Origin of the sequence: Streptosporangium longisporum (assembly GCF_039534895.1) — a bacterium.
In the GTDB taxonomy this organism is placed as follows: domain Bacteria; phylum Actinomycetota; class Actinomycetes; order Streptosporangiales; family Streptosporangiaceae; genus Streptosporangium; species Streptosporangium longisporum.
This window is the reverse complement of record NZ_BAAAWD010000014.1, coordinates 411,304-437,536: the sequence shown is the minus strand read 5'-3', so window position 1 is coordinate 437,536 and position 26,233 is coordinate 411,304. Positions and strand designations below refer to the sequence as shown.

At 73.4% G+C, this 26,233-nt stretch carries 20 protein-coding genes; 12 read left to right on the top strand and 8 right to left on the bottom strand.

Going from position 1 to position 26,233, the window contains the following annotated elements:
* Positions 1-14: 14 nt before the first annotated feature.
* Both ABD832_RS25335 and ABD832_RS25330 read left to right on the top strand, forming a co-directional pair.
* Positions 15-1,175, top strand: a complete 1,161-nt coding sequence (locus tag ABD832_RS25335) for a hypothetical protein (RefSeq protein ID WP_344899651.1) — start codon at positions 15-17, stop codon at positions 1,173-1,175.
* Positions 1,176-1,245: 70 nt separating this feature from the next.
* Positions 1,246-4,869 carry an SCO7613 C-terminal domain-containing membrane protein gene (locus ABD832_RS25330; protein WP_344899649.1) on the top strand — a complete coding sequence of 1,208 codons (3,624 nt, stop codon included), beginning with the start codon at positions 1,246-1,248 and terminating at the stop codon, positions 4,867-4,869.
* Positions 4,870-4,942: 73 nt separating this feature from the next.
* Here the strand turns inward: ABD832_RS25330 and ABD832_RS25325 are convergent, their stop codons facing one another.
* On the bottom strand, positions 4,943-5,308 hold the full coding sequence (locus ABD832_RS25325) for an STAS domain-containing protein (protein ID WP_344899647.1): 366 nt from the start codon (positions 5,306-5,308) through the stop codon (positions 4,943-4,945).
* Between the two features lie 349 nt (positions 5,309-5,657).
* On the opposite strand from ABD832_RS25325, the gene ABD832_RS25320 reads away from it, so the two are divergent.
* From ABD832_RS25320 to ABD832_RS25280, 9 genes are all read left to right on the top strand, one after another.
* A complete protein-coding gene (locus ABD832_RS25320) occupies positions 5,658-6,683 on the top strand; it encodes an NAD-dependent epimerase/dehydratase family protein (RefSeq protein ID WP_344899645.1) in 1,026 nt (341 codons plus the stop codon).
* Between the two features lie 95 nt (positions 6,684-6,778).
* On the top strand, positions 6,779-7,969 hold the full coding sequence (gene lhgO / locus ABD832_RS25315; protein WP_344899643.1) for an L-2-hydroxyglutarate oxidase: 1,191 nt from the start codon (positions 6,779-6,781) through the stop codon (positions 7,967-7,969).
* A 34-nt stretch (positions 7,970-8,003) separates the two neighbouring features.
* The gene (locus ABD832_RS25310; protein WP_344899641.1) at positions 8,004-8,711 is read left to right on the top strand and encodes a response regulator transcription factor; all 708 of its coding nucleotides are present in this window, start codon (positions 8,004-8,006) and stop codon (positions 8,709-8,711) included.
* The gene (locus ABD832_RS25305; protein ID WP_344899639.1) at positions 8,711-10,090 is read left to right on the top strand and encodes a sensor histidine kinase; all 1,380 of its coding nucleotides are present in this window, start codon (positions 8,711-8,713) and stop codon (positions 10,088-10,090) included. The genes ABD832_RS25310 and ABD832_RS25305 overlap by 1 nt, the downstream gene beginning before the upstream one ends.
* A gap of 129 nt (positions 10,091-10,219) precedes the next feature.
* Positions 10,220-10,906 (top strand): response regulator transcription factor, encoded by a 687-nt coding sequence (locus ABD832_RS25300; protein WP_344899637.1) that lies wholly within the window; start codon positions 10,220-10,222, stop codon positions 10,904-10,906.
* Between the two features lie 260 nt (positions 10,907-11,166).
* Complete coding sequence (locus tag ABD832_RS25295; RefSeq protein ID WP_344899635.1) at positions 11,167-13,155, top strand: GTPase family protein; 1,989 nt, start codon at positions 11,167-11,169, stop codon at positions 13,153-13,155.
* Positions 13,152-15,014, top strand: coding sequence for a GTPase family protein (locus tag ABD832_RS25290; RefSeq protein ID WP_344899633.1), 1,863 nt, complete (start codon positions 13,152-13,154; stop codon positions 15,012-15,014). The genes ABD832_RS25295 and ABD832_RS25290 overlap by 4 nt, the downstream gene beginning before the upstream one ends.
* Before the next feature lie 214 nt (positions 15,015-15,228).
* Positions 15,229-15,984: an ABC transporter ATP-binding protein gene (locus ABD832_RS25285; protein ID WP_344899631.1), complete on the top strand. Its 756-nt coding sequence runs from the start codon at positions 15,229-15,231 to the stop codon at positions 15,982-15,984.
* Positions 15,969-17,777 (top strand): hypothetical protein, encoded by a 1,809-nt coding sequence (locus ABD832_RS25280; RefSeq protein WP_344899629.1) that lies wholly within the window; start codon positions 15,969-15,971, stop codon positions 17,775-17,777. Before ABD832_RS25285 ends, ABD832_RS25280 begins: the two co-directional genes overlap by 16 nt.
* A gap of 145 nt (positions 17,778-17,922) precedes the next feature.
* On the opposite strand, the gene ABD832_RS25275 is transcribed toward ABD832_RS25280, so the two are convergent.
* A complete protein-coding gene (locus ABD832_RS25275) occupies positions 17,923-18,267 on the bottom strand; it encodes a DUF1036 domain-containing protein (RefSeq protein WP_344899627.1) in 345 nt (114 codons plus the stop codon).
* Between the two features lie 2 nt (positions 18,268-18,269).
* Positions 18,270-18,485, bottom strand: a complete 216-nt coding sequence (locus ABD832_RS25270) for a hypothetical protein (RefSeq protein ID WP_344899625.1) — start codon at positions 18,483-18,485, stop codon at positions 18,270-18,272.
* Positions 18,486-18,660: 175 nt separating this feature from the next.
* Between ABD832_RS25270 and ABD832_RS25265 the strand changes: the two genes are divergently transcribed.
* On the top strand, positions 18,661-20,103 hold the full coding sequence (locus ABD832_RS25265) for an MFS transporter (protein WP_344899623.1): 1,443 nt from the start codon (positions 18,661-18,663) through the stop codon (positions 20,101-20,103).
* On the opposite strand, the gene ABD832_RS25260 is transcribed toward ABD832_RS25265, so the two are convergent.
* The 5 genes from ABD832_RS25260 to ABD832_RS25240 all read right to left on the bottom strand — a co-directional run bounded on the left by ABD832_RS25260 (position 20,088) and on the right by ABD832_RS25240 (position 26,163).
* Entirely contained in the window at positions 20,088-21,557 is a 1,470-nt protein-coding gene (locus ABD832_RS25260; RefSeq protein WP_344899621.1) for an AAA family ATPase, read from the bottom strand. The genes ABD832_RS25265 and ABD832_RS25260 overlap by 16 nt on opposite strands.
* A gap of 174 nt (positions 21,558-21,731) precedes the next feature.
* Complete coding sequence (locus ABD832_RS25255; RefSeq protein WP_344899619.1) at positions 21,732-22,646, bottom strand: LysR family transcriptional regulator; 915 nt, start codon at positions 22,644-22,646, stop codon at positions 21,732-21,734.
* An 83-nt stretch (positions 22,647-22,729) separates the two neighbouring features.
* A complete protein-coding gene (locus ABD832_RS25250; protein WP_344899617.1) occupies positions 22,730-23,902 on the bottom strand; it encodes a glycine C-acetyltransferase in 1,173 nt (390 codons plus the stop codon).
* The gene (gene tdh / locus ABD832_RS25245) at positions 23,902-24,930 is read right to left on the bottom strand and encodes an L-threonine 3-dehydrogenase (RefSeq protein ID WP_344899615.1); all 1,029 of its coding nucleotides are present in this window, start codon (positions 24,928-24,930) and stop codon (positions 23,902-23,904) included. The genes ABD832_RS25250 and tdh overlap by 1 nt, the downstream gene beginning before the upstream one ends.
* A gap of 171 nt (positions 24,931-25,101) precedes the next feature.
* A complete protein-coding gene (locus ABD832_RS25240; protein ID WP_344899613.1) occupies positions 25,102-26,163 on the bottom strand; it encodes a TetR/AcrR family transcriptional regulator C-terminal domain-containing protein in 1,062 nt (353 codons plus the stop codon).
* Between the last annotated feature and the right edge of the window lie 70 nt (positions 26,164-26,233).

Genomic DNA, 26,233 nt, shown 5'->3' with positions numbered 1-26,233 from the left:
GGCATGATGGCTGCATGCTGAACAAGCCGGGGGATGTCGTGGTGCGCGTGCTCGCGGTGGCCGGCGTGACCGCTGCCGTGGTCCTCACCGGACAGGGCGCCTCGGCCGGTACGGGCCAGGAGGCACGGGCCGCGAGGGGGCAGGAGACGCGAGCCGGTACGGTGCGCGACCCCGGGCAGGGCCCGTCCGGGGACGACGGGGGACGGATCCTCTTCCGTTTCAAGGACGAGCGGATCACCGAGTCGAGCGGCCTGGCGGTCTCGCCCACCCGTGACGGCGTCTACTACACCCACAACGACAGCTCCGCGGGCCCGGTCTTCTTCGCGGTCGGCCCCGACGGGCGGACCCGCGCGACCTTCACGCTGCGGGGGGCGGCCTCCCGCGACTGGGAGGGCATGGCCGCCTCCACGGACCCGCGTACCGGACGGGGGGTGCTCTGGTTCGCCGACATCGGCGACAACTTCGAGGGGGCCTGGCCCGACGTGTCGGTGTACCGGGTGGAGGAGCCCGCGACGCTCGCCGACGCCGTCGTCCCCGCCGTGCGCTACCGGTTCCGCTACGACGACGGCGGGCACAACGCCGAGGGGATCATGGTCCACCCCCGTACCGGGCGCCTGCTCGTCGTGACCAAGCAGTTCTCCGGGGCCGTCTACCAGGCGCCGAAGCGGCTTCGGACCGACCGGGTCAACGTGCTCCGCAAGGTCGGTTCCGCCCCCATCATGGCCACCGACGCCGCCTACGCCCCCGACGGGTCGAGTTTCGTGATCCGCACCTACTTCTCCGCCACGGTCTACCGCGCGCCCGACGAGCAGATCGCCCGCGTGACCATGCCGGACCTGGAGCAGGCCGAGTCGATCGCCTACACGCGCGACGGCAGGAGCCTGCTGACCGGCACCGAGGGGAACCACAGCCCGGTCTACCGGGTGCCGTTGCCCGCGACGGTCCTCGCCGCCGCGGCCCCCGAGCCCACACCGGCCCCGCGACGGGCCGCTCCCGCGACGACGCCCGGCGCCGCCGACCCGGGCACCACACCGGTGGCCGGGGCCAGGGACGTCGACGCCGCCGCCGAGAACGACGCCGACGCGGGCGTGCCGACCTCGGCCGTGCTCCTGTGGCTGGCCATCGCGGCGGGTGCCACCGGTGTGATCACGCTGATCGCCCGCCACACCCGCTGAGGGGTACTCAGACATGATTGAGTAATCCGGCGCAAGCGGACCGCAAGCCGTCACCGTCATCCTGTGGGGCATGCATGACGAGATCCCGGCACCCCCGCCCGGCCGGCCGCCGATGCCGGTGACCTGCCCCGAGTGCGACGCCCCCCTGGCCGGGACGTACGAGCGCTGCCCGCGCTGCGCGCTGCTCCTGCGGGGGCCGGTCGCGGCCGAGCTGTGGCGGCTCGACCGGGATCTGGCCGGGCTGCGGGCCCGCGAGGCCGGGCTCCTCGCCCGCCGTACCCACCTGCTCGGCCTGCTCGGTTCCGAGCGGACCCGCGCGGGAGCGACCGGTCCGGCTGCGCCCGCATCGGGTCCGTCCCCGGACGCGACGTCCGGTTCCGGTCCTCGGGCGGGGGCCGTGCCGGGAGCCGGTTCCGCGCCCGTGGCCGGGCCCGTGCCGGGACCCGCGTCCGTGCCGGGACCCGGGTTCGCGGCCGGACCCGCGTCCGCGCGGGGACCCCGGTCCGCGGCCGGACCCGGGGGCGTGCCGGGTCCGGGACCCGCACCCGTCCCCGTACCGAAGAAGGAGGTCTCGCCCCGGGCGGTGCAGAACCTGCTCCTCGGTCTGGGCGGCCTGTTGCTGGTCGTCGCCGCCGTGGTGTTCACGGTGGTCAGCTGGGGGAGCATGGGCATCGGCGGGAGGGCGGCGGTCCTGGCCGGGGTGACCGGGCTGGCCTTCGCCGCGCCGGTCCCGCTGGTGAGACGCGGCCTCGTCACCACCGCCGAGACCATGGCGATGTTCGGCGTCGCGCTTTTGTTCCTGGACGGCTACGCGGCCCGGCACACGGGTCTGGCGGGGGCCGACGACCTGACCGGGCCCCACTACGCCGCGCTGCTGTTCACGCTGGTCGCCCTCGCCGTGGTGGGGTACTCGCGGCTGCTCCCGCTGCGGCTGCCGCTGCCCGTCGCGGTCGTCGTGGCCCAGTTCCCGCTCTCGTTCCTCGCCTTCGACGAGTCGGCGTCGTGGATCACCGCGGCCCTCGCCGCCACGGCCGCCGCCGACGCGGCCTTCCTGATCCTCACCGCCCGCCGCGGCCCCGAGCCCGTCCCCGCTCCAGAGCCCACACCCGAGCCCGGTCCCGGCCGTGACACGGCCTCAGGCCCCGTTCCCGAGCCCGTCCCCGCGTCCATCTCCCGGACCGGGCTGAGAGCGACGGTGGGGGTCTGCTTCGGCGTGGTCTGGGGCCTGGGCGTGTGCCACGGCATCCTGGCCGTCCTCCTGCAGCAGGTGCTCGGCGACGGCCTGGGCGACGGCGTCGCGGCCTCCGCGGCCAAGGGCGCCGTGCTGATCGCGATGGCCGTGACCGGGCTGGCGGTCGCGCGCCGGGTGCGGCACGACGGCCGTCTCGGGGTCACCACCGCCGTCTCCGCGCTCACCCTGACCGTGGGGCTGGCGGCGCCGTTCCGGCCGCTGTTCCCGAGCGCCTGGGAGGTCGTCCTCTACACCCTGGCGGCCCTGGCCACCGTGGTGGTCATGCTCCGCGCGCCCGGCCTGGACGAGCCGCGGCTCCGCTCGACCGGAGCCCTCTCCGGCGCGGTGCTGGCCGCGGTCACCACGCTCCCGTTCGTGGACGTGGTGCCCTTCGCCCTGCTCAACCGGGGCGAGTACGCCCGCCTGGACGCCGCGGGGAGCCTCGATGCCGTGTGGCCGATCGCGTCCTTCCCGCAGTTCCCGGTCTTGGCCGGGCTGCTGGCCCTGGCCGCGACGGTGGCGGCCCTGCGGGGCCGGCCCCTCCTGGGGTTCGCCGCGCTCGCCGCGGGGACGCTCACCGTGGCCGTCGCCCCCGTCGCCTTCGGCTGGGGCCACCGGGTGGACCTGGCGGTCCTGTCGGCGCTGGCCGTCGCGCTCGTGGCGGCCCTGGCCCGGGCCGCGCGACCGCGGTGGGCGTGGGCCTTCGCGGTGGCGGCCGGGACGGTGTCGGCCGAGGCGCTGGCGGTCGGGCTCGCCACCCGGACGACCACGTACGTCGTGCTCACCGTCCTGCTCGTCGCCTGGGGGGTGGCCGCGTACACCGCCCGGGTGCGAGCGGTGGCGGCGCTGTCGCTGGTCGTGGGCGTGCTCTCGGCGATCGGTCTGGGCTGGACGTTCCTCAGCGGATTCGGATGGGCGGCCGAGGGGGAAGGGCTGTCCCTCGCGCTGGCGGCCGGGGCCGTGCTCGCCGCCCTGCTCGTCCTGCCCGCCCTCATGCCCTCCGCCCTCCCGTCGTCCGCGGCTCCGCCTTCCACGGCCCCGCCTTCCGTGATCCCGCCTTCCGTGATCCCGCCTTCCGCGGCCCCGCCTTCCGTGACCCCGGCTTCCACACCCCCGCCTTCCGCGGCCTCGGCGGGTGACCCGCGACGTCTCACCGGGCTGGTGCTGAGCGGGACGCTGGCCCTCCTCGCGGTCCTCACCGCCACCCCGGCCCTGATGGCGATCGGCCGTTTCCACCGGCCCCTCCTGCGGCCCTGGACGGCTCCGGCCTGGCCGGGGGTCGTCCATCCGGTGCTCGCGGCCGTGGTGGTCCTCGCCGCGACGGCGGCGGTGCTGGTCTCCTGGCAGGTGGCGCGCCGCCCGGGCGCGGTCAGGACGGCCCTGCTGGCCTGGCCCCTGGTCCTGGTGTCCCTGCCGGTCTCGGTCGCCCTGCCGTACGGGACGGAGGTGGCGATGTTCGTCGCCGGGGTGGTCCCGCCGGCGTGGGCGGCGGCGCGCAGCCGTGCGGCCTGGGCCTTCGGCGGGGTGGCCGCGATCTGGACCGCCTTCGTGGCGATCTCCTGGGCCCTGGCGAGCGAGACCGCCACCCTGGTCGTCCTTCCGGTGCTGGCCGTCCTCGCCGCGGCGGTCGCCCTACGGGGCCGGGTGGCCGGGGTGGCGCCGGTCGCGGCCGGGCTGGCGACGCTGCTCGCGGGCGGCGAGGCGCTGGCCGCGGGTCTGGCGCTGGACTGGCCGGTGCGGTACGCGGCGTTCGGCCCGCTCGCCGTGGCCTGCGCCGCCGCCGTCCTGGCGGGCCGGTTCAGGCGGTCGCCGTTCGCGGCCGGGGTGGAGGCGGCCGGGTACGCGCTGGTGGGCGTGGGCCTGCCGCTCGCCTCGGCCGATCTGCCGACGGCGAGCCTGGCCTGCGCCGTCGCGGGCGTGCTGATGGCCGGGACCGCGCTGCGGCCCGACCGGCGGAGGTGGGCCGGGTACGTGGGGACGGGGTTCCTGCTCGCGGCCTCCTGGCTGCGGCTGCTCGCCTCCGACGTCACCGTGGTCGAGGCCTACACGGTGCCGTTCTCGGTGGTGCTGCTGGTGATCGGTCTCCTGCGGGTGCGGCGCGGGCCGACCTCGTCCTGGGTGGCCTACGGCCCCGGGCTCGCCTCCAGCCTGCTGCCCTCCCTGCTGGCGCTCCTGGGCGGCTCGGGCACGCTCCGGCCGCTGCTGCTCGGCGTGGCCGCGCTGGCCGTGCTGCTGGCCGGTGCCCGGTTCCGGAGCCAGGCCCCGGTCGTGCTCGGCGGGCTGACCCTGGCGGCCGTGGCCCTGCACGAGCTGACGCCGTGGGTCGCGCAGCTGGCCGCGCTGGTGCCCCGGTGGGTGCCGATGGCGCTGGGCGGGCTGCTGCTGGTGGCCGTCGGCGCGACCTACGAGGCGCGCCTGCGGGACGTACGGCGCCTGCGCGCGGCCGTGGGCCGGATGCACTGACCGTGCCCGCCGATCGTCCCCCGACGCCGCGGTGGCCACCCGGACGCCCAGGGGCCGGGGGCGGGGGCCGGGGCTACAGGCTCCGGCCGCGGGCGTGGCCCAGGGAGGCGATCACGTCGGCGTCGACCGGGAACCAGCCGTAGAGGTCGGTCATCCGCAGCAGGCGTTCGAGGACGCCGGAGACCCCGGCCAGGCGGAGCCAGCCGCCCGCCTCCGAGGTCACGCGTATGCCGCTGAGGAGCGCCCGCAGGCCGGTGGAGTCGCAGAAGCTGATGTCCTCGGCGTCGATGACGATCCGGGTGTGCCGGTCGGAGACCAGCCGCTCGATGGTCGCCCTCAGCAGCCCGCTGGAGTTACGGTCGATGTCGCCGGTGACGGTGATCACGGTGCAGCCGGTGTGCTCGTGGTGGTCGACGCCGATGGAGAGTTCTCTGCTCATCGCCTCGCATCTCCACCCGGGAACGGTCGACACGGGCCGCCGTCCGGCCCGATCAAGGTATACCCCGCCCGGACACCGGCGTGGGCGACGGACCGGAGACATGTGCGTAACGGCGCGTGTACCCAGCGGTGACCCCACCGGCCGGGACCGGCCCGGGGACGGCCTGGAGGGATCGGCGTGCAACACGTTCTCATGCCGAAGGTGAATGACCGCATCGCGATTTACTGACCGGACATATTCGCGTATTCCTTGACCGTGCCGTACGGATATCCCGCAATGAACAATGACGATTAAGAACGGTGCCGCTTATCCCTTCTCTTCCGGTGAGGATTGCCGCTAACTTGCGAGCATGCGCGTTCTGGTAACGGGAGCATCAGGTTTCGTCGGCTCGCACGCCGTCCCCGGCCTTCTCGCCGACGGGCACGAGCCGCTGCTCCTCGTGCGCGATCCAGGGAAAACGCGCCGGGTGCTGGCCCACCTCGGGGTGAACGAGCCTATTTCTCTGCATAAGGCCGATATCCGAGACGCCGCGGCCGTACGGGACGCGCTGGAGGGCTGCGACACGGTCATTCACGCCGCCGCGGAAATCGGGGTCACCGGCCGCGCCGACGATCTGGACGGTACGAATGTGACGGGGGCGAAGAACGTCCTCGGCCAGGCCGTCGAGCTCGGTCTCGACCCCGTCGTGCACGTCTCCACCATCGGCGTCTTCGTCCCCCCGTCCGGGCCGGTGATCACGACCGAGAGCCCGCTCTCCACACCGAGGAACGAGTACGGCAGGACCAAGATCTCCGCCGAGCGGTACGCCCGGGGCCTCCAGGAGCAGGGGATGCCGGTCACGATCGTCTACCCGTCCGGGGTCGCCGGGCCGTGCCAGCCCTCGCTGGACGCGCTGATGGAGGGCCTGCGCGCCGGCCTGGAGCAGGGCTGGCCGATCACCGAGGGCGGCGTCAACATCGTCGACGTGCGGGACCTGGCCGTCGTGCTCGCCCGCTGCCTCGAACCCGGGCGGGGCCCGCGCCGGTTCATGCTGGGCGGGCACTACCTCACCTGGTCGCAGCTCGCCGACGTCTGCGACGAGGTGACCGGCAGCCGCTGCCGCAGGTTCAGGATCCACCGGGCGGTGCTGCGCGGCGCGGCGGCCGTGGGGGACGCGATGAAGCTGATCAAGGAGATCGACTACCCGCTCACCCGGGACGCCGTCGAGATGATGGTCACGATGGTCCGCACCTACGACACCCCTACCCTGGAGGCGCTCGGCGTGGGCCTGCGCCCGGTGCACGAGACCGTCGCCGACGCGCTGCGCTGGCTGGCGCAGGAGGGACACCTCGACGCGGGCAGGGTCGGCAGGCTGGCGGACAGCGTCGCCCGGTGACGCCCCCTCGGGCGGCCGGGCGGTGGCGGGCGTCACAGAAAACCATGACGAGCGTCACGGGAAGCGGTGGTGGGCTTCACGGGAAGGGGACCGCGATGGACGTCGGGATCGTCGGAGGGGGGATCGTCGGGCTGGCCGTGGCCAGGCAGGCGGCGCTGACCCACGGGGCCAGGGTGACCGTCCTGGACAAGGAGGACCGCGTCGGTGCCCACCAGACCGGGCACAACAGCGGCGTCGTGCACGCCGGGATCTACTACCGGCCGGGCTCGCTCAAGGCCCGCCTGTGCCGGGAGGGCGTGGCACTGCTGCGGGAGTACTGCGCCGAGCACCGCCTCCCCTACGCCGAGGCCGGCAAGCTCGTCGTGGCCTCCACCGCGGCCGAGCGGCCCGCGCTGCGCGAGATCGCCGTTCGGGCCCGCGCGAACGGGGTGCCCGGCATCGCGGAGCTGGACGCGCTGGCGCTGCGCGAGATCGAGCCGCACGTCGTCGGCACCGGGGCGGTGCACTCCCCGCGTACCGCGATCGCCGACTTCCCCGCCGTCGCCCGCCGCCTGGCCGAGGACGTACGGCAGGGCGGCGGGTCGGTGCTGCTCTCCCACCCGGTGCGGTCGGTCCGGGAGACCGCGGGAGGGGTGCGCGTCGTGGCCGGCGAGCGGACCCTGACGTTCGACCGGCTGATCGTCTGCGCAGGGCTCGGCACCGACGCGGTCGCGCGGATGGCCGGGGCGCCCGGCGACGTGCGGATCGTCCCGTTCCGCGGGGAGTACTACGCGCTGGCCGGTACGGCGAGGGACCTGGTCCGCGGGCTCGTCTACCCCGTCCCCGACCCCCGCTACCCCTTCCTGGGCGTGCACCTGACCCGCAGGATCGACGGGGAGGTGCTGGTCGGGCCCAACGCGGTCATGGCCCTGGCGCTGGAGGGCTACTCCTGGCGGGACCTCGCCCCGGCCGAGCTGGCCCGGATCCTGGCCTGGCCGGGCACCCGCAGGATGGCCGCCCGGCACTGGCGGACCGGCGTGAAGGAGGTGGCCGGGTCGATCGGCAGGCGGTCGTTCCTGAGGGCCGCGCGCCGCTACGTGCCCGCCCTGACCGCCGGTGATCTGGTCAGGACCACCGGGGGCGTGCGCGCCCAGGCGGTGGACGCCCGCGGCGGCATGCTGGACGACTTCTCGATCGACGTGCACGGCCGCGTCGTCCTGGTACGGAACGCCCCCTCGCCCGCGGCGACCTCCAGCCTGGCGATCGCCAGGCATATTGTGGGGATAACCTCAACATTGACCAGTTGACTGTTTTCTCATATGGGCCGGTAAGGATAGAGCGGTGACCGATTCGCCCGAGGCCCGCCTGCTGATCGTCGAGGACGAGCCGAACATTCTCGAACTTCTCGCGGCGAGCCTGAGGTTCGCCGGGTTCGGCGTCAACACGGCGAGCAACGGCACGGACGCCGTCGCGGCCGTGCAACGCCACCGCCCCGACCTCATCGTGCTCGACGTGATGCTGCCCGACATGGACGGCTTCGACGTCGTACGGCGCCTGCGCGGTGGCGGCAGCGACACCCCGGTGGTCTTCCTCACCGCCCGCGACGGCACCGAGGACAAGATCCGCGGGCTGACCATGGGCGGCGACGACTACGTGACCAAGCCCTTCAGCCTGGAGGAGGTCGTGGCCCGGATCCGGGCCGTGCTGCGCCGTACCTCCGCCGGTGACCTGCCGCCCCGGCCGCCCCGGCTGACCTTCGCCGACATCGAGCTGGACGAGGAGAGCCACGAGGTCTGGCGCGAGGGCAGGGTGGTGGCGCTGTCGCCGACCGAGTTCAAGCTGCTGCGCCACTTCATGGCGAACGCCGGGCGGGTGCTGTCCAAGGCGCAGATCCTCGACCACGTGTGGGACTACGACTTCCGGGGCGACGTCGGGATCGTGGAGTCCTACGTCTCGGTCCTCCGTCGCAAGATCGACAACGTCGACCCCCGGCTGATCCACACGCTGCGCGGGGTCGGATACGTGCTGCGCCTGCCTCCGGGGCCGTGATGCTGGACACGACCCCGCTCCGGGTGAAGCTGATCGCGATCATCCTGATCCTGCTCACGATCGCGCTGACGCTCATCGGGATCGGCAGTGTCTCGATCATGCGCGGCTACCTGATCGACCGCGTCGACGGCCAGATCGGCATGATCGTCGACACCGCGCTGCGCCGGATGCACCGGGGGGCCACGCCCATCGGCAGGCCGCTCTCCCCGGACGCGAAGCTGGAGCTGCGCAACCACGCCGGTGAGGTCTTCGCCGCGTTCAGCGGGGCCGACGTGGAGGACAGGCCGGGGCCGGGCGTCCCGGCGGGCCAGGGTGCGCTGCCGTTCGACAGCGGCGACTGGCGGGTCCGTACGGTGCCGACGCAGGACGGGAGCCTCGTCGTGGCCGTGGACATGGGCGAGGTGCACCAGATCGTCGGCCAGCTCGCCCTGGTGGAGGTGCTCGGCGGGAGCGGCCTGGTGCTGATGCTCGCCGGGGCCGGGGTGCTGATCATCCGCAGGAGCCTGCGCCCGCTGGAGGAGATCGAGCGCACCGCCGAGGCCATCGCCGCCGGGGACCTGAGCCGCCGCGTCCCCGACGCCGACCCGCGTACCGAGGTGGGCCGCCTGGGCCGCTCGCTCAACGGGATGCTCGCCCAGATCGAGGCGGCCTTCCAGGCCCGGTCGGAGTCGGAGGCCTCGGCCCGCAGGTCGGAGGAGCGCATGCGCAGGTTCGTCGCGGACGCCTCGCACGAGCTCCGTACCCCGCTGACCTCGATCCGCGGTTTCGCGGAGTTCTACCGGCAGGCGCCCGGCATCGACGCCGCGCCGCTGATGCGCAGGGTGGAGTCGGAGGCGGTCCGGATGGGCCTGCTGGTCGACGACCTGCTGATGCTCGCCCGGATGGACCAGCAGCGGCCGATGGTCATGCGCCCGGTCGACCTGCTGGCCATCGCCGCCGACGCCGTCCACGACGCCCGCATCCTCGCCCCCGAGCGCGAGATCGGGCTCTCGGTGGACGGCTCCGCGCTCATCGTCTCCGGCGACGAGGTACGGCTCCGCCAGGTCGTGGGCAACCTCATGACCAACGCGCTCACCCACACCCCCGCCGGCACCCCGGTGCGGGTGTCGCTCTCCGGCGAGAACGACATGGCGCTCATCGAGGTCGCCGACGAGGGGCCCGGCCTGACCGCCGAGCAGCGCGAGCGGGTCTTCGAGCGCTTCTACCGCGCCGACTCGGCCCGGGGCCGGCGCGCCCCCGAGGACGGCGGGAGCGGGCTCGGGCTGTCCATCGTGGCCGCGATGGTCGAGGCGCACGGCGGCGACGTCGCGGTGGAGTCGGAGCCGGGCAAGGGTGCGACGTTCCAGGTCTTCCTCCCCCTGGCGTCGGAGTCCGACTGACCCCGCCGTCCCGGACGGCCCGGGTCCCGACGTCCTGTTCCTGTCGATGAGACTCCTCCCAGCAAACCTTCAGCCCCGCCTGAGCGGCGTTCCAGCGAGGTGGGCGAACCTCGGGGTGTGCCGGACAGAATGGAAGCCCGTCTGCTGGTCGTGGACGACGAACCGAACATCAGGGAGCTGCTCTCGGCGAGCCTGCGCATGTCCGGGTTCGAGGTGATGACCGCGGCGGACGGCCGGGAGGCCGTGCACTTCGCCGAACGCCTCCGCCCCGACCTCGTCGTGCTGGACGTGATGCTCCCCGACATGGACGGCTTCACCGTGGCCGGACGGCTCAGGGAGACGAACGGGCAGGTCCCCGTGCTCTTCCTGACCGCGCGGGACGGCACGGACGACAAGGTCACCGGGCTGCGCGTGGCCGACGACTACGTGACCAAGCCGTTCAGCCTGGAGGAGCTCCTCGCCCGGATCAGGGCCGTTCTCCGCCGTACCCGGGGGGATCTCGACCTGCCCACCCGGTTGCAGGTCGGCGACCTGGAGCTGGACGAGGAGGCGCATCAGGTCTGGCGCTCCGGGGTGCCGGTGCGGCTGTCGCCGACCGAGTTCAAGCTGCTGCACTACTTCATGGTCAACAGCGGCAGGGTGCTGTCCAAGGCGCAGATCCTCGACCACGTCTGGAACTACGACTTCGGCGGCGACGCCGGGGTGGTCGAGTCCTACGTCTCCTACCTCCGCCGCAAGGTCGACACGGCCGAACCGAGGCTCATCCACACCCTCCGCGGGGTGGGTTACGTCCTGCGACCGCCCCAGAGTGATTGAATTTTCAGCCGATATTCAGCTCCGACTGACCCGATTCGCAGTTTTGTGTGTTCAAATAGACGAAGCACGACCCCCGATCACCTCGGAACCGTCCGAGAGGCTCGGGTTCGCCTCCAGCTGCGGGGGAGACGAACCCTGTACGGCCTCCGGACGAGATCCGAGGGCAGGGCCCCACCGCTTTACCGAGTTCGCCCCCGTAACCCGGTCGAGCGGTGGGGCCAAACGCGTCTAGAGGGGTCCCCGCAGGGCAGGACGACCGTATGGGTGACAACGACGGTCTTCTGGAGACGCTGCGGGAGCTGCGGCGGCATCTCGGCCGCGAGCTGTTCCCCCTCGCGATCGGCGACGTGACGGCCGACCGCCGCGCGGCGCGCGAGCTGTCCGGGCAGCTCGACGACTACCTCATTCCCCGGCTGACCTCCATCGACGCCCCGCTGCTCGCCGTCGTCGGCGGCTCCACCGGGGCGGGCAAGTCCACGCTGGTGAACTCCCTGGTGGGCGCGGACGTCTCCGAGCCCGGGGTGCTGCGGCCCACGACCATGGCCCCGACCCTGGTCACCTCCTCGGCCGACCGGGAGTGGTTCACCGCCCAGAACGTGCTGCCCGGCCTGTCCCGCGTCACCGGTGGCGGCCGGGGCCAGCCGGGAACGATCCGGATCGTCACCGCCTCGGCCGTCCCGCCGGGCCTGGCACTGCTCGACGCCCCGGACATCGACTCGATCGTCACCGCCAACCGCGAGCTGGCCGCGCAGCTGCTGTCGGCCGCCGACCTGTGGCTGTTCACCACCACCGCCTCCCGCTACGCGGACGAGGTCCCCTGGAGCTTCCTGCGTACGGCCAGGGAGCGCAGCACGGCGCTGGCCATCGTGCTGTCCCGGGTCCCGCCCGAGGCCCTGGGCGTGGTGCGCAAGGACCTGACCCGGCTGCTGGAGGCCAACGGGCTGGGCGGCACCCGGCTGTTCGAGGTGCCCGAGCTGGTCCTGCCCGAGGAGAACGCCCGGCTGCCCCGCCAGGCCGTCCAGCCGGTCGCCGACTGGCTCCTGGCGCTCGCCGCCGACTCCCGGTCCCGGGCCGAGGTGGTGCGCCAGACCCTGTCGGGCGCGCTGGAGAGCCTGGCCACCCGGGTGCCCGCCCTCGCCGCCGCGGTCGAACGCCAGCACGCCGGGGCCGCGGAGCTGCGCTCGATGGCGGACGGGGCCTACGCGGTGGGGCTGTCCACCTTCGACGAGGGCATGCGGGACGGGACGCTGCTGCGCGGGGAGGTGCTGGCCCGCTGGCAGGATTTCATCGGGACCGGCGACCTGATGCGCTCCCTGGAGAGCCGGGTCGGCCGGTTCAGGGACCGGCTCGTGGCGCTCGTCATGGGGCGTCCCGCGCCCGAGAACGAGCTGCGGGTCGCGCTGGAGAGCGGGGTGGAGTCGCTGATCAGGGCCTCGGCCGACGGCGCCGCCGAGCGCCTGATGGAGTCGTGGTCGTCGCACCCGGCCGGGCGGGCGCTGCTGCAGGACGCCGGGGTGGAGGTCACCTCCCGTCTCGGCAGGGCCTCGGCCGACCTGCCCGCCAGAGCGCAGGAGGCCGTCAGGGGATGGCAGTCCTACGTGCTCGACCTGGTCCGGCAGGAGGGGGCCGACAAGCGGACCACCGCGCGGATCACCTCCTACGGCCTGAACGGGGCCGGCCTGCTGCTCATGATCGCGGTGTTCGCCTCGACCGGCGGGCTGACCGGCATCGAGGTCGGCATCGCCGGAGGCACCAGCGTGCTCAGCCAGAAGGTCCTGGAGGCCGTCTTCGGCGACCAGGCCGTCCGTACCCTCACGGTCAAGGCCCGCTCCGACCTACGGGCCCGCGTGGCGATCCTGCTGGGCCAGGAGGCCGACCGCTTCACCGACCTGCTGGACGCCGTCCAGCCCCCGGACGAGACCGCCCCGGCCCTGCGCGGCACCGCCGACGCCGTACGCGAGCACCTGCGCGAGCTCCCCGTCGCGAACCGTCGGGCCGCGCTCCCCGCGAGCTCCGCGAGCGCTGCGAGCTCCGCGGTAGCGGGCTCGGCGCGGCAGGTGGGCTCCGCGCCCGGGACGCCCGGGACGCCCGGGACGCCCGGGACGCCCGGGACGCCCGAGACGACGGGGACGCCCGGGACGCCCGGGATCGCTCCCCGGGTGAACGGTGATCCCGGCGGCCCGCCGGGGGCGCACGACGGTCCTGCCGGGGTGCCCCGGGTGAACGGTACAGAGGGGGGCGAGGCGTGAAACTGCTGCGACGTACGAAGACGGTGTCGCTGGACGACCGGCTGGAGGCGCTGGCACGGGCCGCCGACCTCGCGGACGGACGGCTGGACGCCGACGCGGTGGCCGCCGCGCGGTCGGTGGTCTCCCGCGCCGGGGTACGGGCGAGCCTGTCGGTCGACCACACCGCGGTCGCGCTGGCCGGTGCCACCGGCAGCGGCAAGTCCTCGCTGTTCAACCTGCTCTCGGGCACCTCGCTCGCCACGGTCGGGGTCACCAGGCCGACCACCTCCACCGCCCAGGCGGCCCTGTGGGAGGGGAGCGGCGCGGGCCCCCTGCTCGACTGGCTGGAGATCCCCCGCCGCCACGAGCTGGTGAACGCCGAGGGTGCCGGGGACCGTACGGGCCGGGCGGACCGGATGGCCTGGCCGAAGGATGACGACGCCCTCGATCCCGGCCCGGACGCCGTCCTGCGGCCGTCAGGGACGGCCACGGGGTCCGGTACGGCGTCCCGGCCGTCCGGCACGGCGCTCCAGACGTCCGGTGCGGCCGGGCAGGCGTTCGGGACGGACGGGGAGGCCGCGGGGCTGATCCTGCTGGACCTGCCCGACCACGACTCGATCGAGCCCTCGCACCGGATGGAGGTGGACCGCCTCGTCGAGCTGGTCGACCTGCTGGTCTGGGTGCTCGACCCGCAGAAGTACGCCGACGCGGCCGTTCACGACGGCTACCTGAGGCCGCTGGCCCGCCACCGCGACGTCATGGTCGTCGTCCTCAACCAGATCGACCGGCTCTCCCCGGCAGCCGCCGAGCGGTGCATGAAGGATCTGCGCCGGCTCCTGGACGAGGACGGCCTGACCGGGGTGCCGGTGGTCGGGATCTCCACCCGGACCGGCGCGGGCGTTCCCGAGCTGCGCTCCCTGCTCGTCTCGCGGGTCGCCGACCGGCGCTCCTGGGCCGCCCGCCTCGCCGCCGACGCGGGCATGGCCGCCGACGAGCTGCTGCGCGCGTCCGGCGCCGCCCCCGGCGAGACGCTCTCCGCCGACGCCGGGACCAGGCCCGAGGGGCTGGTGCGGTCGCTGCGGGACGCGCTCTCGGAGGCGGCCGGGGTGCCGGTGGTCGTGCAGGCCGTGGCCAGGTCGCACCGGCACCGCTCGATCGCCGCCACCGGCTGGCCGCCGACCCGGTGGATCCGGCGCCTGCGCCCGGACCCGCTCCGGCGCCTGCGCCTGGACGCGGCGAGCCGGACCCCGGCCGGTACGCGCGACGGCGGTGACGCCGACGGGAGCGAGATCGTCGGCCGGACGTCGATCCCGGCCGCGACCGTCGTCCAGCGCTCGCGGATGGACACCGCGATCCGGGAGGCGGCCGCAACCGCCTCGGCCGGGCTGCCCGCGCCGTGGGCGGCGGCCGTGCGCCTGGCGGCGAGGTCGCGCGGGGACGAGCTGGAGGACGGCCTGGACCGGGCGGTGGCGACCACCTCGCTCGGGGTGTCGCGGCGGCCCCTGTGGTGGCGGCTGGCCGGGGTGGCGCAGTGGCTGGCGCTCGCGACCGTGCTTGCCGGGGCGATCTGGCTGGTCGTCCTGGTGGCCCTGGACTACCTGAGGCTCCCGCAGCTCTACCTGCCGACCGCGGGGGAGCTGCCCTGGCCCAGCGCGCTGCTGATCGGAGGGGTCCTGCTCGGTCTGCTGATCGCGCTGCTCTCCCGGGTGGCCGCCTGGCTGGGCGGCCGTCGCCGCGCGCGCAAGGCGGCCCGGTCACTGCGCGAGAGCGTCGAACGGGTCGGCCGTCAGCTGGTGCTGGAGCCGGTGGAGGAGGAGCTGACGCGCTACCGGAGTTTCACCGAGGCGATCGCGGTGGCCGGGGACGGCGCCCGGAGCTGACAGGACGTCCGGAGCTGATGGGACGTCCGGAGTGCCAGGAGCGCCGGACCTGACGGGACCCTCGGAGCCGACGGGAGGCCCCGGGTTTTCGGACATGGGGGATTTAACGTTCAGTCGAGGCTGTAACGTCTCTAGCGCGTATTTTCGCTGATCCACCACCCGGCCACCTCGCACGCGAACCGGCCGGTCTCCCCCCGCCATCCGGAGTCGTCAAATGCCCGCAGCACTTGAGATCCACGGCCTGTGCAAGACCTTCGGTGAGAAGGTAGCCGTCGATCACGTGAACCTGACCATCCCCCAGGGCTCCTTCTACGGGCTCGTCGGCCAGAACGGCGCCGGCAAGACCACCACCCTGTCCATGGCCGTCGGCCTGCTCCGCCCCGACGAGGGCCACGCGCGGATCTTCGGTGCCGACGTCTGGTCCGACCCGTCCACGGCCAAGACGCTGGTCGGCGTCCTGCCCGACGGGATGGCCATGCCCGAACGGCTCACCGGCCGCGAGGTGCTGACCTACCTCGGACTGCTCCGCGGGCTGCCGCGCGACGTCGTCGACCGGCGCGCCGACGAGCTGCTGTCCGTGCTGGAGCTGGACGTGGCCGAGAAGACGCTCGTCATCGAGTACTCCACCGGCATGCGCAAGAAGATCGGCCTGGCCACCGCCCTGCTGCACGCGCCGAGGCTGCTCGTGCTCGACGAGCCCTTCGAGGCGGTGGACCCCGTCTCCGCCGCGACGATCAAGACGATCCTGCGCGGTTTCGTGGCCGGGGGCGGGTCCATCGTGCTCTCCAGCCACGTCATGGCCCTGGTAGAGCAGCTCTGCGACCACGTCGGAGTGATCGACAAGGGCCGGGTCGCCGCCGCGGGGCCCCTGGACGAGGTCCGCGGCACCGGCTCCCTGGAGGACACCTTCGTCGAGCTGGTCGGCACCTCCGACGGCGGATCGAAGGAGCTGACATGGCTGTCGAGCTGACCATGGTCCGGATGAAGGTGGCCGTGCTCCGTCACTCGATGACGGGACAGCGGGCCGGCTTCGTCTTCATGGGCGCGCTGCTCGGCCTGACCCTCGCGGCCGGCACGATCATCGCGGCCCTGTCCGGGGCCGACCTGCTCGTGGCCGTCTACGCCGTCTGGATGCTGGGCTGGGTGCTCGGTCCCGTGTTCGCGGGCGGCGGCGACGAGACGCTCCGCCCGGAGTACTTCACCCTGCTCGGCCTGCGGCCGCGCCGCCTGGCCTCGGGACTGCTCATGGCGGCCTTCGTCGGGGTGGCGCCCGCGATCAGCCTGCTCGCCCTGACCGGCCTCGCGGTCCTCGGCGCGCGGCAGGGGGTCGTGGCCGCGCTCGTCTCGCTCCCCGCGATGCTGCTCCAGCTCGCCGTGTTCGTCCTGCTCTCCCGGGTCGCGGTCGCCGTGCTCGGCCTGGCCCTGCGCTCCCGCGTGGGCGCGATCGGCGCGGGCCTGGCCAACGGTGTGATCCTGGCGTTCCTGGGCCAGATCTGGGTCGTCTTCGTGGTGCTCGGGGAGACGGACGGCATCCCGCCGGTGGTGACGGACCTGGCCCGCCGGCTGCCCTCCGGCTGGGGGACGGTCGCGGTCGAGGCCGCCGGGTCCGCCGACTGGCCGCGGGTGCTCGCCGCCCTGGGCGGGATGGCGCTGCTGGTCGTCCTGCTGCTGGCCGCGTGGGCGGCGCTGCTCACCCGGCGGGCCGGGGCGTCCAGGGCGGCCACGAGGGGGCGGCGGCCGATCCGGGCCACCACCGCCTCCGGCGCCGTACTGGCCAAGGAGGCGCGTACCTGGTCGCGTGACCTGGTGCGCACCCACCAGCTGACCTTCGCCCTCGCCTACGGCGTGTGCTTCGCCGCGGCCCCGCTGCTGATGGGCTGGACCGGGATGCTGCCCTGGGCGGGACCGGTCTTCGTCGTGATGGCCGCGGCCATGTCGGCCAACCTCTACGGCACCGACGGCACGGCACTGTGGCTCACGCTCATGACCCCCGGCGCGAGCGACGTGCGCGGACGGCAGCACGCGTGGCTGCTGTCGGTCGCACCCCTCGCCGTCGTGCTGACGGCCGGCCTGGCCCTGGTCACCGGCGGGCCGTGGCCCATGCTGCTCGCCGTCCTGCCCGCACTGCTGGGCGGCGGTGCCGGGCTGGTCGCCCTGGTCTCGGTGTACGGGCTCATCCCCGGCACCGATCCGCACCGGCGCGGCGGCAACCCGCTGCGCTCCACCGACGACGACGGCGCGGTCACCGGCGTGGTGTACGCGGTGCTGATGCTGGCGATCCTCACCGCGGCCCCGGCGGCGATCGCGGCCGCGCTGCTCGGCTGGGCGGGCGTGGCCGTCGGCGTCCTGACCGGGATCCTCTGGTACTGGGGGCTGGGGCTGCTCGCCGAGCGGCGGTTGCTCGCGCAGGGGCCCGAACTGCTCAACATGATGCGCACCGGCCGCAGGTCGTCCTCCGGGCCGAGCGGCACGGCGGGCGTCCGGACCGGTTTCGAGGACCTGCCGCGCCACGAGCAGATCATCGTGGGGCTCTGCTTCACGGTCGGCGCGATCCCGCTGTTCCCGCAGGGGCTGGTGGCCGGATACCTCAAGGCGACGGGAAGCCCGACGCGCGCGTGGTTCCTGGCCCTCTACCTGCCGCCGTGGCTGCAGTGGCCGACGGTCGTGTTCATGGTCCTGCTGGGGGTGGCGATCTACGCGACGGGCGTGATCATCCCCTACCGCCGCAGAAAGCTCTCCCGGGCCGCGTCGACGCCGGGGTGACACGTGGGATCGAGCGCCTCCCGGTAAGGGGGGACGGCCCGGAAAGGGGATCGGTGGCCGTCTCCCGGGAGGCGCTCATCCGCGTCCGCCGTACCGTCGCACCGGACCGGCCGCTGCCGGGTGGCGCGTCAGGGGGCGGAGCGCGTCAGGCGGTGAGGTTCACGTAGTAGGTCGAGTAACCGTTCATGTCGACCAGGCGGGTGCCGACGAGCCTGGCGGCGGTGCTGCCGATGCCCAGGCAGGAGTCGAAGGCGTTCTGGTAGACGTACATCGGGCCGTACGGGCCGGTCCAGACGGCCCCGTTGGCGGCTTCGGCGTAGAAGGCGGCGTAGCGGTTGGTGGTGTTGAGGACGAACGCCTCACCGCCCGGGTCGATCGCCCACCAGCCCCGGGTGCCCCACTGGCCGTAGTCGCGGCAGCCGTCCGGGCTGTAGAACATGATCGCGACCCACACCTTGGAGCTGTAGCGGTTGCGGAAGCGCAGTTGCATGTCTACTCCTCCGATGCCGTTTCCGTGAAGCGCAGGGCCAGCGGTCTGTCGTCGAGCTCCTCGTCGGCCAGCGGGGGCAGGGGGTCGCCGCCCTTGGCGGCCACCGCGGTGCGGTCGGACACCCCGGGGCGCTGATCGGTCTGGCCCGTGTCGGCCGTCGTCAGGTCCGTGAAGGCCACCCGGGGGTCGGGAGGGATCTCCGTGCCGTTGTCCGGCATGTGCTCACCTACTTCCTGTCATGTCGAAGGGTGATCGAACGACAGCATAAAGTAGTCACCATGGTCATGTAAATAATCGTTTTCATTTTCGCGACGACGGAATGTCCGGCCTGACCTCACGAGATCGTCTCGCCGTACATTGCGTGCATATCGCAATCATCGTAATGTGTGCGATATGCACGCACCTCCTTCCGGCGGCACCGCCGTGCCCTCCCGGTCCTCCCGCGCGGCGCGGTCCGCCTTCGCCGCCCTGCTGGCGGGCATGTTCATGGCCCAGCTGGACGGCAACGTCGTGGTCGCCGCCCTCCCGGCCATGGCCGCCGACCTGCGATCGGGCGGCGCGATCGCCGCCGTCACCGCCGTCTACCTGCTCACCGTCACCGTCTCCACCCCCGTGCACGGCAAGCTCGGCGACCTGCTCGGCCGCCGCGCGGTCTTCCACGGCGCACTGGCGGCCTTCGCCGCCGGATCGCTGGCCTGCGCACTGGCACCCTCGCTGCCCGCCCTGATCGCCGCGCGGGCGGTCCAGGGCGTCGGCGGGGGCGGCCTGGTGGTCACCGCGATCAGCGCACTGGCGCAGATGTTCACCCGCGAGGAGCTGATCAGGCGCCAGGGGTACCTGATCGGCGTCATGGCGCTCTCCTCGCTGGCCGGGCCGCCCCTGGGCGGTCTGCTGGCGGCCGGACCCGGCTGGCGGTGGATCTTCACGATCAACCTCCCGCTCTGTGCCGTCGCCGCCCTCCTGGCGCTGCGCGGGCTCCCGGGAAGGCCGCCGGAGCGGGCCCGTACCCCGTTCGACCTGACGGGCGCCCTGCTCGTCACGGCCGTCGGCGGTGGGACGGTCGCGCTGGGAGCCTCCGAGTCCCTGGCCCGCAGCCCGCTCGGCGCCGGCGCCGTGGCCGCGGCCGTCGCCGTCTGCGCGGTCCTGTTCGTCCGGACCGAGCGCCGGGCCGCCGAGCCGCTGATCCCGCCGTCCCTCTTCGCCGATCGCGGCCTGGCCCGCGGCGTCGTCGCGACCGGCCTGGCCGGTGTCGCGCTGTTCGGCACCTTCGCCTTCGTCCCGATGGCCGTCCAGGAGGGGACCGGCGCGGACGGCGCGCGGACGGGCCTGTTGCTGCTGGCCCTGACCGGTGGCCAGCTCGCGGCCACCTCTGCCTTCTCGGTCCTGGCCCGCCGCCGGCCGGCCGTCACCGGCTGGGGCCGTCTCGCCCTCGTCATGGGCGTCGCCGGTACGGCGGCGCTGGCCCTGCTGCCCGCCCTGCACCAGGCCCCGCGCCCGCTGTCGGTCGCGATCGCCGTGCTCGGCATGGCCCTGGCGGGCGGCGCCCTGGGCCTGTCGATGCAGGCGTACACGCTGCTCGCCCAAGGGCGTGCCCGTCCCGAGCAGATCGGCGCGGCGATGGGCACCCTGACCTTCGCCCGCCAGCTCGGCGGCTCGCTCGGCACCGCCGCGTTCGGCTGGATCCTGCTGGTCGCGCCCGGGACGCGCACCGGCGTGACCCTCGTCCTCGCGACGGCCGCGGCCTGCCTGCTGGCCGCCCTGCTCGTGTCCCCCCGCACCGAGGACGACCCGGCGCCACGCCCTTCACAGGACGTGAGGGTTCAGGAACCCTCGTAGAGACGGGTCAGGTCGACGAGCTGAACGTCCACGCGGTCCCGTGCGGTCTCCCGCAGCTGGGGCATGAAGCCGGCGGCGCCGAACAACAGAAGCCGGGTGCCCGGGGTGGCGCGGTCGTCGCGACGGACGAGAAGTTCCCGGAGGCGCTCGAGGCGCTCAAGGTGACCACGGCCGATGACGTCGCCGTACTTCGCCTCACCGATCGCGAGGATGACCTCCCTGCCCTCGTCGTCGCGGCCGAAGACGACGACGTCGATCTCGTGGCTGCTCTTGGCGGCGGGGTCGGGCAGGACGCCGGAGGCGACACGGGTGCGCAGGCCGCCGAGGGTGTCGGCATGGGCGTACCAGCGCGCCCAGGTACGGGCCAGGTGCTCGACGTGCGGGCCGAGGACCTTGCTGCGGAACGCCGTCTGTGAACGGTGCCAGACCTGTTCGGCGTAACCGGGACGCTCCAGGTCGGTCCACTCCGGTCTCATGATCGCGTGGTAGAAGCCGAGGATGGGCTCGGTGATGCGGTAGGTGGAGCGTTTGCCGTGGAAGGCGTCCGGATCCCGGGTGATCATCCCGACGTCCTCCAGGAGCGTCAGGGAATGGCTCAGATCAGTGGACTTACGGCCGAGGTACCCGGCGATGCCGCCCCGGGTGTGGTTGCCGTTCGCTATCGCCGACAGGACACCGTGGTACAGGGCGACGTCCCGCAGTTCGGGCTCCTCGGCGAGGAGGAACCGGGCCTCGCGGAACAGGGGACGACCCGGGTTGAGCACGTTGCGCGTCACCCACGGCCCAAAGTCCTCGATCCCGGCGGGGACGTCGCCGAGGGTGAATTCGCGTCGGTAGGCGGGGGTACCGCCGACGACGGCGTTGACCAGCAACGCCAGGGCTGGATCGGCGATGCCCCAGAAATCCCTGGCCAGCCGGTAGTCAAGGGTGGGGACCACCAGCTCCAGGCTCGCACGACCACGGAGTGGTGCGGTTCCCGCGAGGAGTGAGCCCATGAAGGACAGGGCCGACCCGCACAGCAGGAGCCGTACCGCGCTGCCGTGGCGCTGCCCCTGGGGTCCGAGAGCCCGCTGGATCAGGGAGGGCAGGTGCGGGGAGGCCTTGGCCAGATAGGGAAACTCATCGATGACCACGGGAGTCGGTCCGGCGACGGCGATGGTCATGAGGAACTCGATGGCCTCGTCCCAGTTCGCGAACCTGCGAGGGACCGGCTCTCCGAGGTGACGGGCGAGCGCCGTGCCGAACTGCTGGAGAGATTCAGTCTCGGTCGCCTCGGTCGCGGCGAAGTAGAACCCGCCCGTGGCCCGGCAGACCGCGTCCAGGAGGAAGGTCTTCCCCTGGCGGCGGCGTCCGGACACCACGCCGAGCGTCGCCTCGGACCCCGGATAGCGGACGAAGCGTGACAGTTCCGACCATTCGTAGTCGCGGTCGAACATCTCCGCGGGTTTGTCCATGCGCATCTCCGTCAATGATAAGGACGTTTATTATAGGTCGACTCATCATTGAATCCGGGTATTCGGAAGAACGGGTACGGCTCGTGGGACGCGCTCGTGAACGACGGGCCCCACGCCTGCACGCCGTCCGGTGCCGGAAGCCCTGCCGGGATCACAGGCGAGGCCGTGGCCGTCCTACGCGGGCGCGGTACGGCGCAGGGCCGTCGCGGTGTCGCGCAGGACCTCCAGCAGCGGGACGAGCAGGGGATGGCGCTCCGCGCCCCGGCGTACGGCGGCGAAGACGCGGCGTTCGGGGCCCGCGACCTCGCGGACCGTCACGCCCGACAGGCCGATGCCGCGCAGGGCGAGGCGCGGCACCATCGCCACCCCGGCCCCGGCGGCGGCCAGCGCGACCACCGCGCTGAAGTCGTCGGAGGAGTGGGCGAACTCCGGGGTGAAGCCCGCGTGCTCGCAGGCCAGGGCGATCACGTCGTGGCAGGGATTGCCCGGGTAGGGGCCGATCCAGGTCTCGCCCGACAGGTCCGCGACCGTCACCTCGCTCCCGGACAGGCGGTGGTCCCTCGGGAGCACCACGTCGAAGGGCTCGGAGTACAGCGGGACGCGCGAGAGCCGCCGGTCGTCCTCGGCCGGGGCCCCGCGGTACTCCACGGCCACGGCCGCGTCCACCGCCCCGTCCAGGACCATGGTGAGGCTCTGGTCGCCCTCGGCGTCCAGGACGCGCACCCGGATGCCCGGCTCCCTGTCGCGCAGGACGCCGACCGCCGGGGCCACGACCAGGCCGATCGCGGTGGCGAAGGAGGCCACCGTCACCTCGCCCGCCGTACCGGCGGTGTGGGAGGCGATGTCGGCCCCGGCCCGCTCCAGCTGGGCGAGGACCTCGTTGGCGTGACCGAGCAGGATGCGGCCCACGGCGGTCAGCCGCACGCCCCGGCCGTCGCGGTCGAGCAGCCGGTGTCCCACCTCGTGCTCCAGGGCGAGGAGCTGCTGGGAGACCGCCGAGGGGGTCAGGTGCAGCGCCGCCGCGGCCGCGGTGACCGTACGGTGATCGGCGACCGCGCGCAGGGTCCTGAGCCGCCGCGTGTCTATCACGCCTGTATTGTCGCCGAGATCACCCGCGTCCCGTGCCCGGCCCCGCTCGCGGGACCGGCGGTCCGGGGGCGAGGGCGGAGGGCTCAGCCGCGGGCGGCGACGAACGCCTCGATCGCGTGGTCGACGTCCTCGGCCGAGTGGGCCGCCGAGAGCTGGACCCGGATCCGGGCCTGGCCGTGCGGGACCACCGGGTAGGAGAAGCCGATCACGTAGACGCCCCGCTCCAGCAGGCGCTCGGCCATCGCCCCGGCCTCGGCGGCGTCGCCGATCATCACCGGGACGATGGGGTGGTCGCCCGGCAGGATGTCGAATCCGGCCTCGGTCATGCCGGTGCGGAAGCGCGCGGTGTTGGCGCGCAGCCGCGTCCTGGCCTCGTCCGAACCGCTGATCAGGTCCAGGACGCGGAGCGAGGAGGCGGCGATCACCGGTGCCAGGGAGTTGGAGAACAGGTAGGGACGCGAGCGCTGGCGGAGCAGTTCGCAGATCTCCTTGCGCGCCGCGACGTAGCCGCCGCTGGCCCCGCCGAGCGCCTTGCCGAGCGTGCCGGTGAGGATGTCGACCCGGTCGCGTACGCCGTGCAGCTCGGGGGTGCCGCCGCCGTGGTCGCCGACGAAACCGACGGCGTGCGAGTCGTCGACCATCACCATGGCGTCGTAGCGGTCGGCCAGGTCGCAGATCTCCGCCAGCGGGGCGACGTAGCCGTCCATGGAGAAGACGCCGTCGGTGACGATCAGCCTGCGCCGGGCGTCGGAGGACTCCTTGAGCCGCGCCTCCAGCTCGGCCAGGTCGCGGTTGGCGTAGCGCAGCCGCCGCGCCTTGGACAGCCGGATGCCGTCGATGACGCTGGCGTGGTTGAGCGCGTCGGAGATGACCGCGTCCCGGTCGTCGAGCAGCGTCTCGAACACCCCGCCGTTGGCGTCGAAGCACGAGCTGTACAGGACCGTGTCCTCCTGGCCCAGGAAGGCCGACAGCCGCGCCTCCAGCTCCTTGTGCACCTCCTGGGTGCCGCAGATGAAGCGGACCGACGCCATGCCGAAGCCCCAGCGGTCCAGCGCCTCCTTGGCGGCGGCGACCACCTCGGGGTGGTCGGCCAGCCCGAGGTAGTTGTTGGCGCAGAAGTTGAGCACCCGCCCGCCCCCGGCGACCGCGATCCCGGCGCGCTGCGGGGTGGTGATGACCCGCTCGGGCTTGAGCAGGCCCGCCTCGGCGATCTCGTCCAGGGTGGTACGGAGGTCGTCGCGAACGTTGTCGAACATCAGGCCGTCCAATCCATGATGATCTTGCCGGTCTTGCCACCGGCGGCGGTGTCGAAGGCCGCGTCGAAGTCGCGGTAGGAGAAGCGGTCGGTGATCACGGGGGACAGGTCCAGGCCCTTCTCCAGCAGCACGGACATGGCGTACCAGGTCTCGTACATCTCCCGGCCGTAGATGCCCTTGAGGGTGATCATCGAGGTCACGACGGTCGCGAAGTCGACGGCGAACTCGGATGAGGGCAGGCCGAGCATGGCGATCTTCCCGCCGTGCGACATGTTGGCGATCATCTCGCGGAGCGCCCGGGGGTTGCCCGACATCTCCAGGCCCACGTCGAAGCCCTCGCGCATGCCCAGCTCGTGCATGCCCTCCTGGACGTGCGTCTCGGCGACGTTCAGCGCCAGCGTCACGCCGAGCTTGCGGGCCAGCTCCAGCCGTTCGGGGCTGACGTCGGTGATGACCACGTTGCGGGCGCCCACGTGCGTGGCCACCGCGGCGGCCATCAGCCCGATCGGCCCGGCACCGGTGATCAGCACGTCCTCGCCGACCATGGGGAAGGTCAGGGCGGTGTGCACGGCGTTGCCGAACGGGTCGAAGATCGCCGCGATGTCCGGGTCGACCGGCGTCCGGTGCACCCAGACGTTGGAGGCCGGGAGCGTCACGTACTCGGCGAAGGCGCCGTCGCGGTTCACCCCCAGGCCGATCGTGTTGCGGCACAGGTGCCGCCGGCCGGCCATGCAGTTGCGGCACTTGCCGCAGACGATGTGCCCCTCCCCGCTGACCAGGTCGCCGGGGGCGATGTCCTCCACCCCGGGCGCCACCTCGACCACCTGGCCGCAGAACTCGTGGCCGACGATCAGCGGTGTCCGCAGCGTCTGCCGGGCCCAGGCGTCGAAGCTCCGGATGTGCAGGTCGGTGCCGCAGATGCCGGTGCGCAGCACCTTGATCAGCACCTCCCCGGCGCCGATGGACGGCTCCGGCACGTCCGCCAGCCACAGGCCGGGCTCGGCCCGTTCCTTGACCAGTGCCTTCATCGCGGATCTCCCCTCGTTCCGACCCTACGCACTGTGCCCCGTGGCCTTCGGGGTGTCCATCGCGGTTTTCTTAACCCCACCGACGGCATTGCTTCACACCCGGTTCCCGAGTCCTAGAGGAGTACCCGGACATCCGACTGCAAACCAGGAGGTAGACGGCTCCCGCCCTGCTCAGCCGTCACCGGACCGGGCCTCGACGATCGCCGCGACGCCGTTGAGCAGCGGCCCGAGGCCGAACTCGAACAGCTCGTCCAGGTCGAGGTCGTAGCCGTCGACGGCCGCGGTGACCCGGGCGAAGGTCGGATAGCGGCCCGAGGCCAAGACGGCGGCGATGGCGGGCCCGTTGGCGTCCCACCACTGCTCGTCCGACAGCCCGCTGACGGCCTCGGCCTGGGTCTCCCGCTCCAGGTTGACCGCGATGCCCTGCACGTAGTTGTAGAGCAGGATGTGCAGGTCGAGCATGGTCGCCGGTTCGAGGCCGTGGCCGTCGAGGGCGCTCAGCACCCACTCGGCGTACACCAGCAGGCTCGGCACCGTCAGCGGCCGGTGCAGCGGGCCGATGTGCGCCAGCCAGGGATGGCGGCGGTACAGCGTCCACAGCGCCCGCGCGGCCATCTCCAGGCGGGGGCGCCAGTCGCCGGAGGTGCCGGGGCCGGGGGGGTGACCGAGGCGGCCGGGACCGCCGGGACCGCCGGGGTGGGTCTCCTCGCCGAACGCGGCGTCGGCCATCAGCAGGACGAGGTCGTCCTTGCCGTTCACGTGACGGTACGGCGACATGGTCGAGACGCCCAGCCGGGCCGCGACGCCGCGCATGGACAGCGCGGCCAGCCCCTCCTCGTCGGCGATCTCGATGGCGGCGCGGACGATCCGCTCGCGGGTCAGCTCACCGTCGGGACCCGGGGCCGCCACCCGGTGCCGGGGCCCGGAGATCGCGGACCCGGAGGTCGCGGACCCGGACGAGGCGGGCGCGGGAGGGGAGGCCGCGCTCGTACGGCGGCGTGCCCGTGCCGGTCCGGCGGCGACCACGGTGCCGACGCGGGGCCGGGTCTCCACCGTCCCCTCCTGGCGCAGGGTGGTCAGGGCCCTGGTGGCGGTGGCCAGCGCGACGCCCCACCGCGCGGCGATCTGCCGGGTCGAGGGCACCCGGTCACCGGGGGACAGCTCGCCGTCGGCGATCCGGCGCCTGATCTCGGCGACGATGCGCAGGTAGGGCGGGTCGATGTCCGCGGCCACGGCGCCTCCTTTTTTCTCTGTACTAGTACAGAGGCTAGCAGGGGAATCCCGGCCGCGCCCTTTCTGTCCT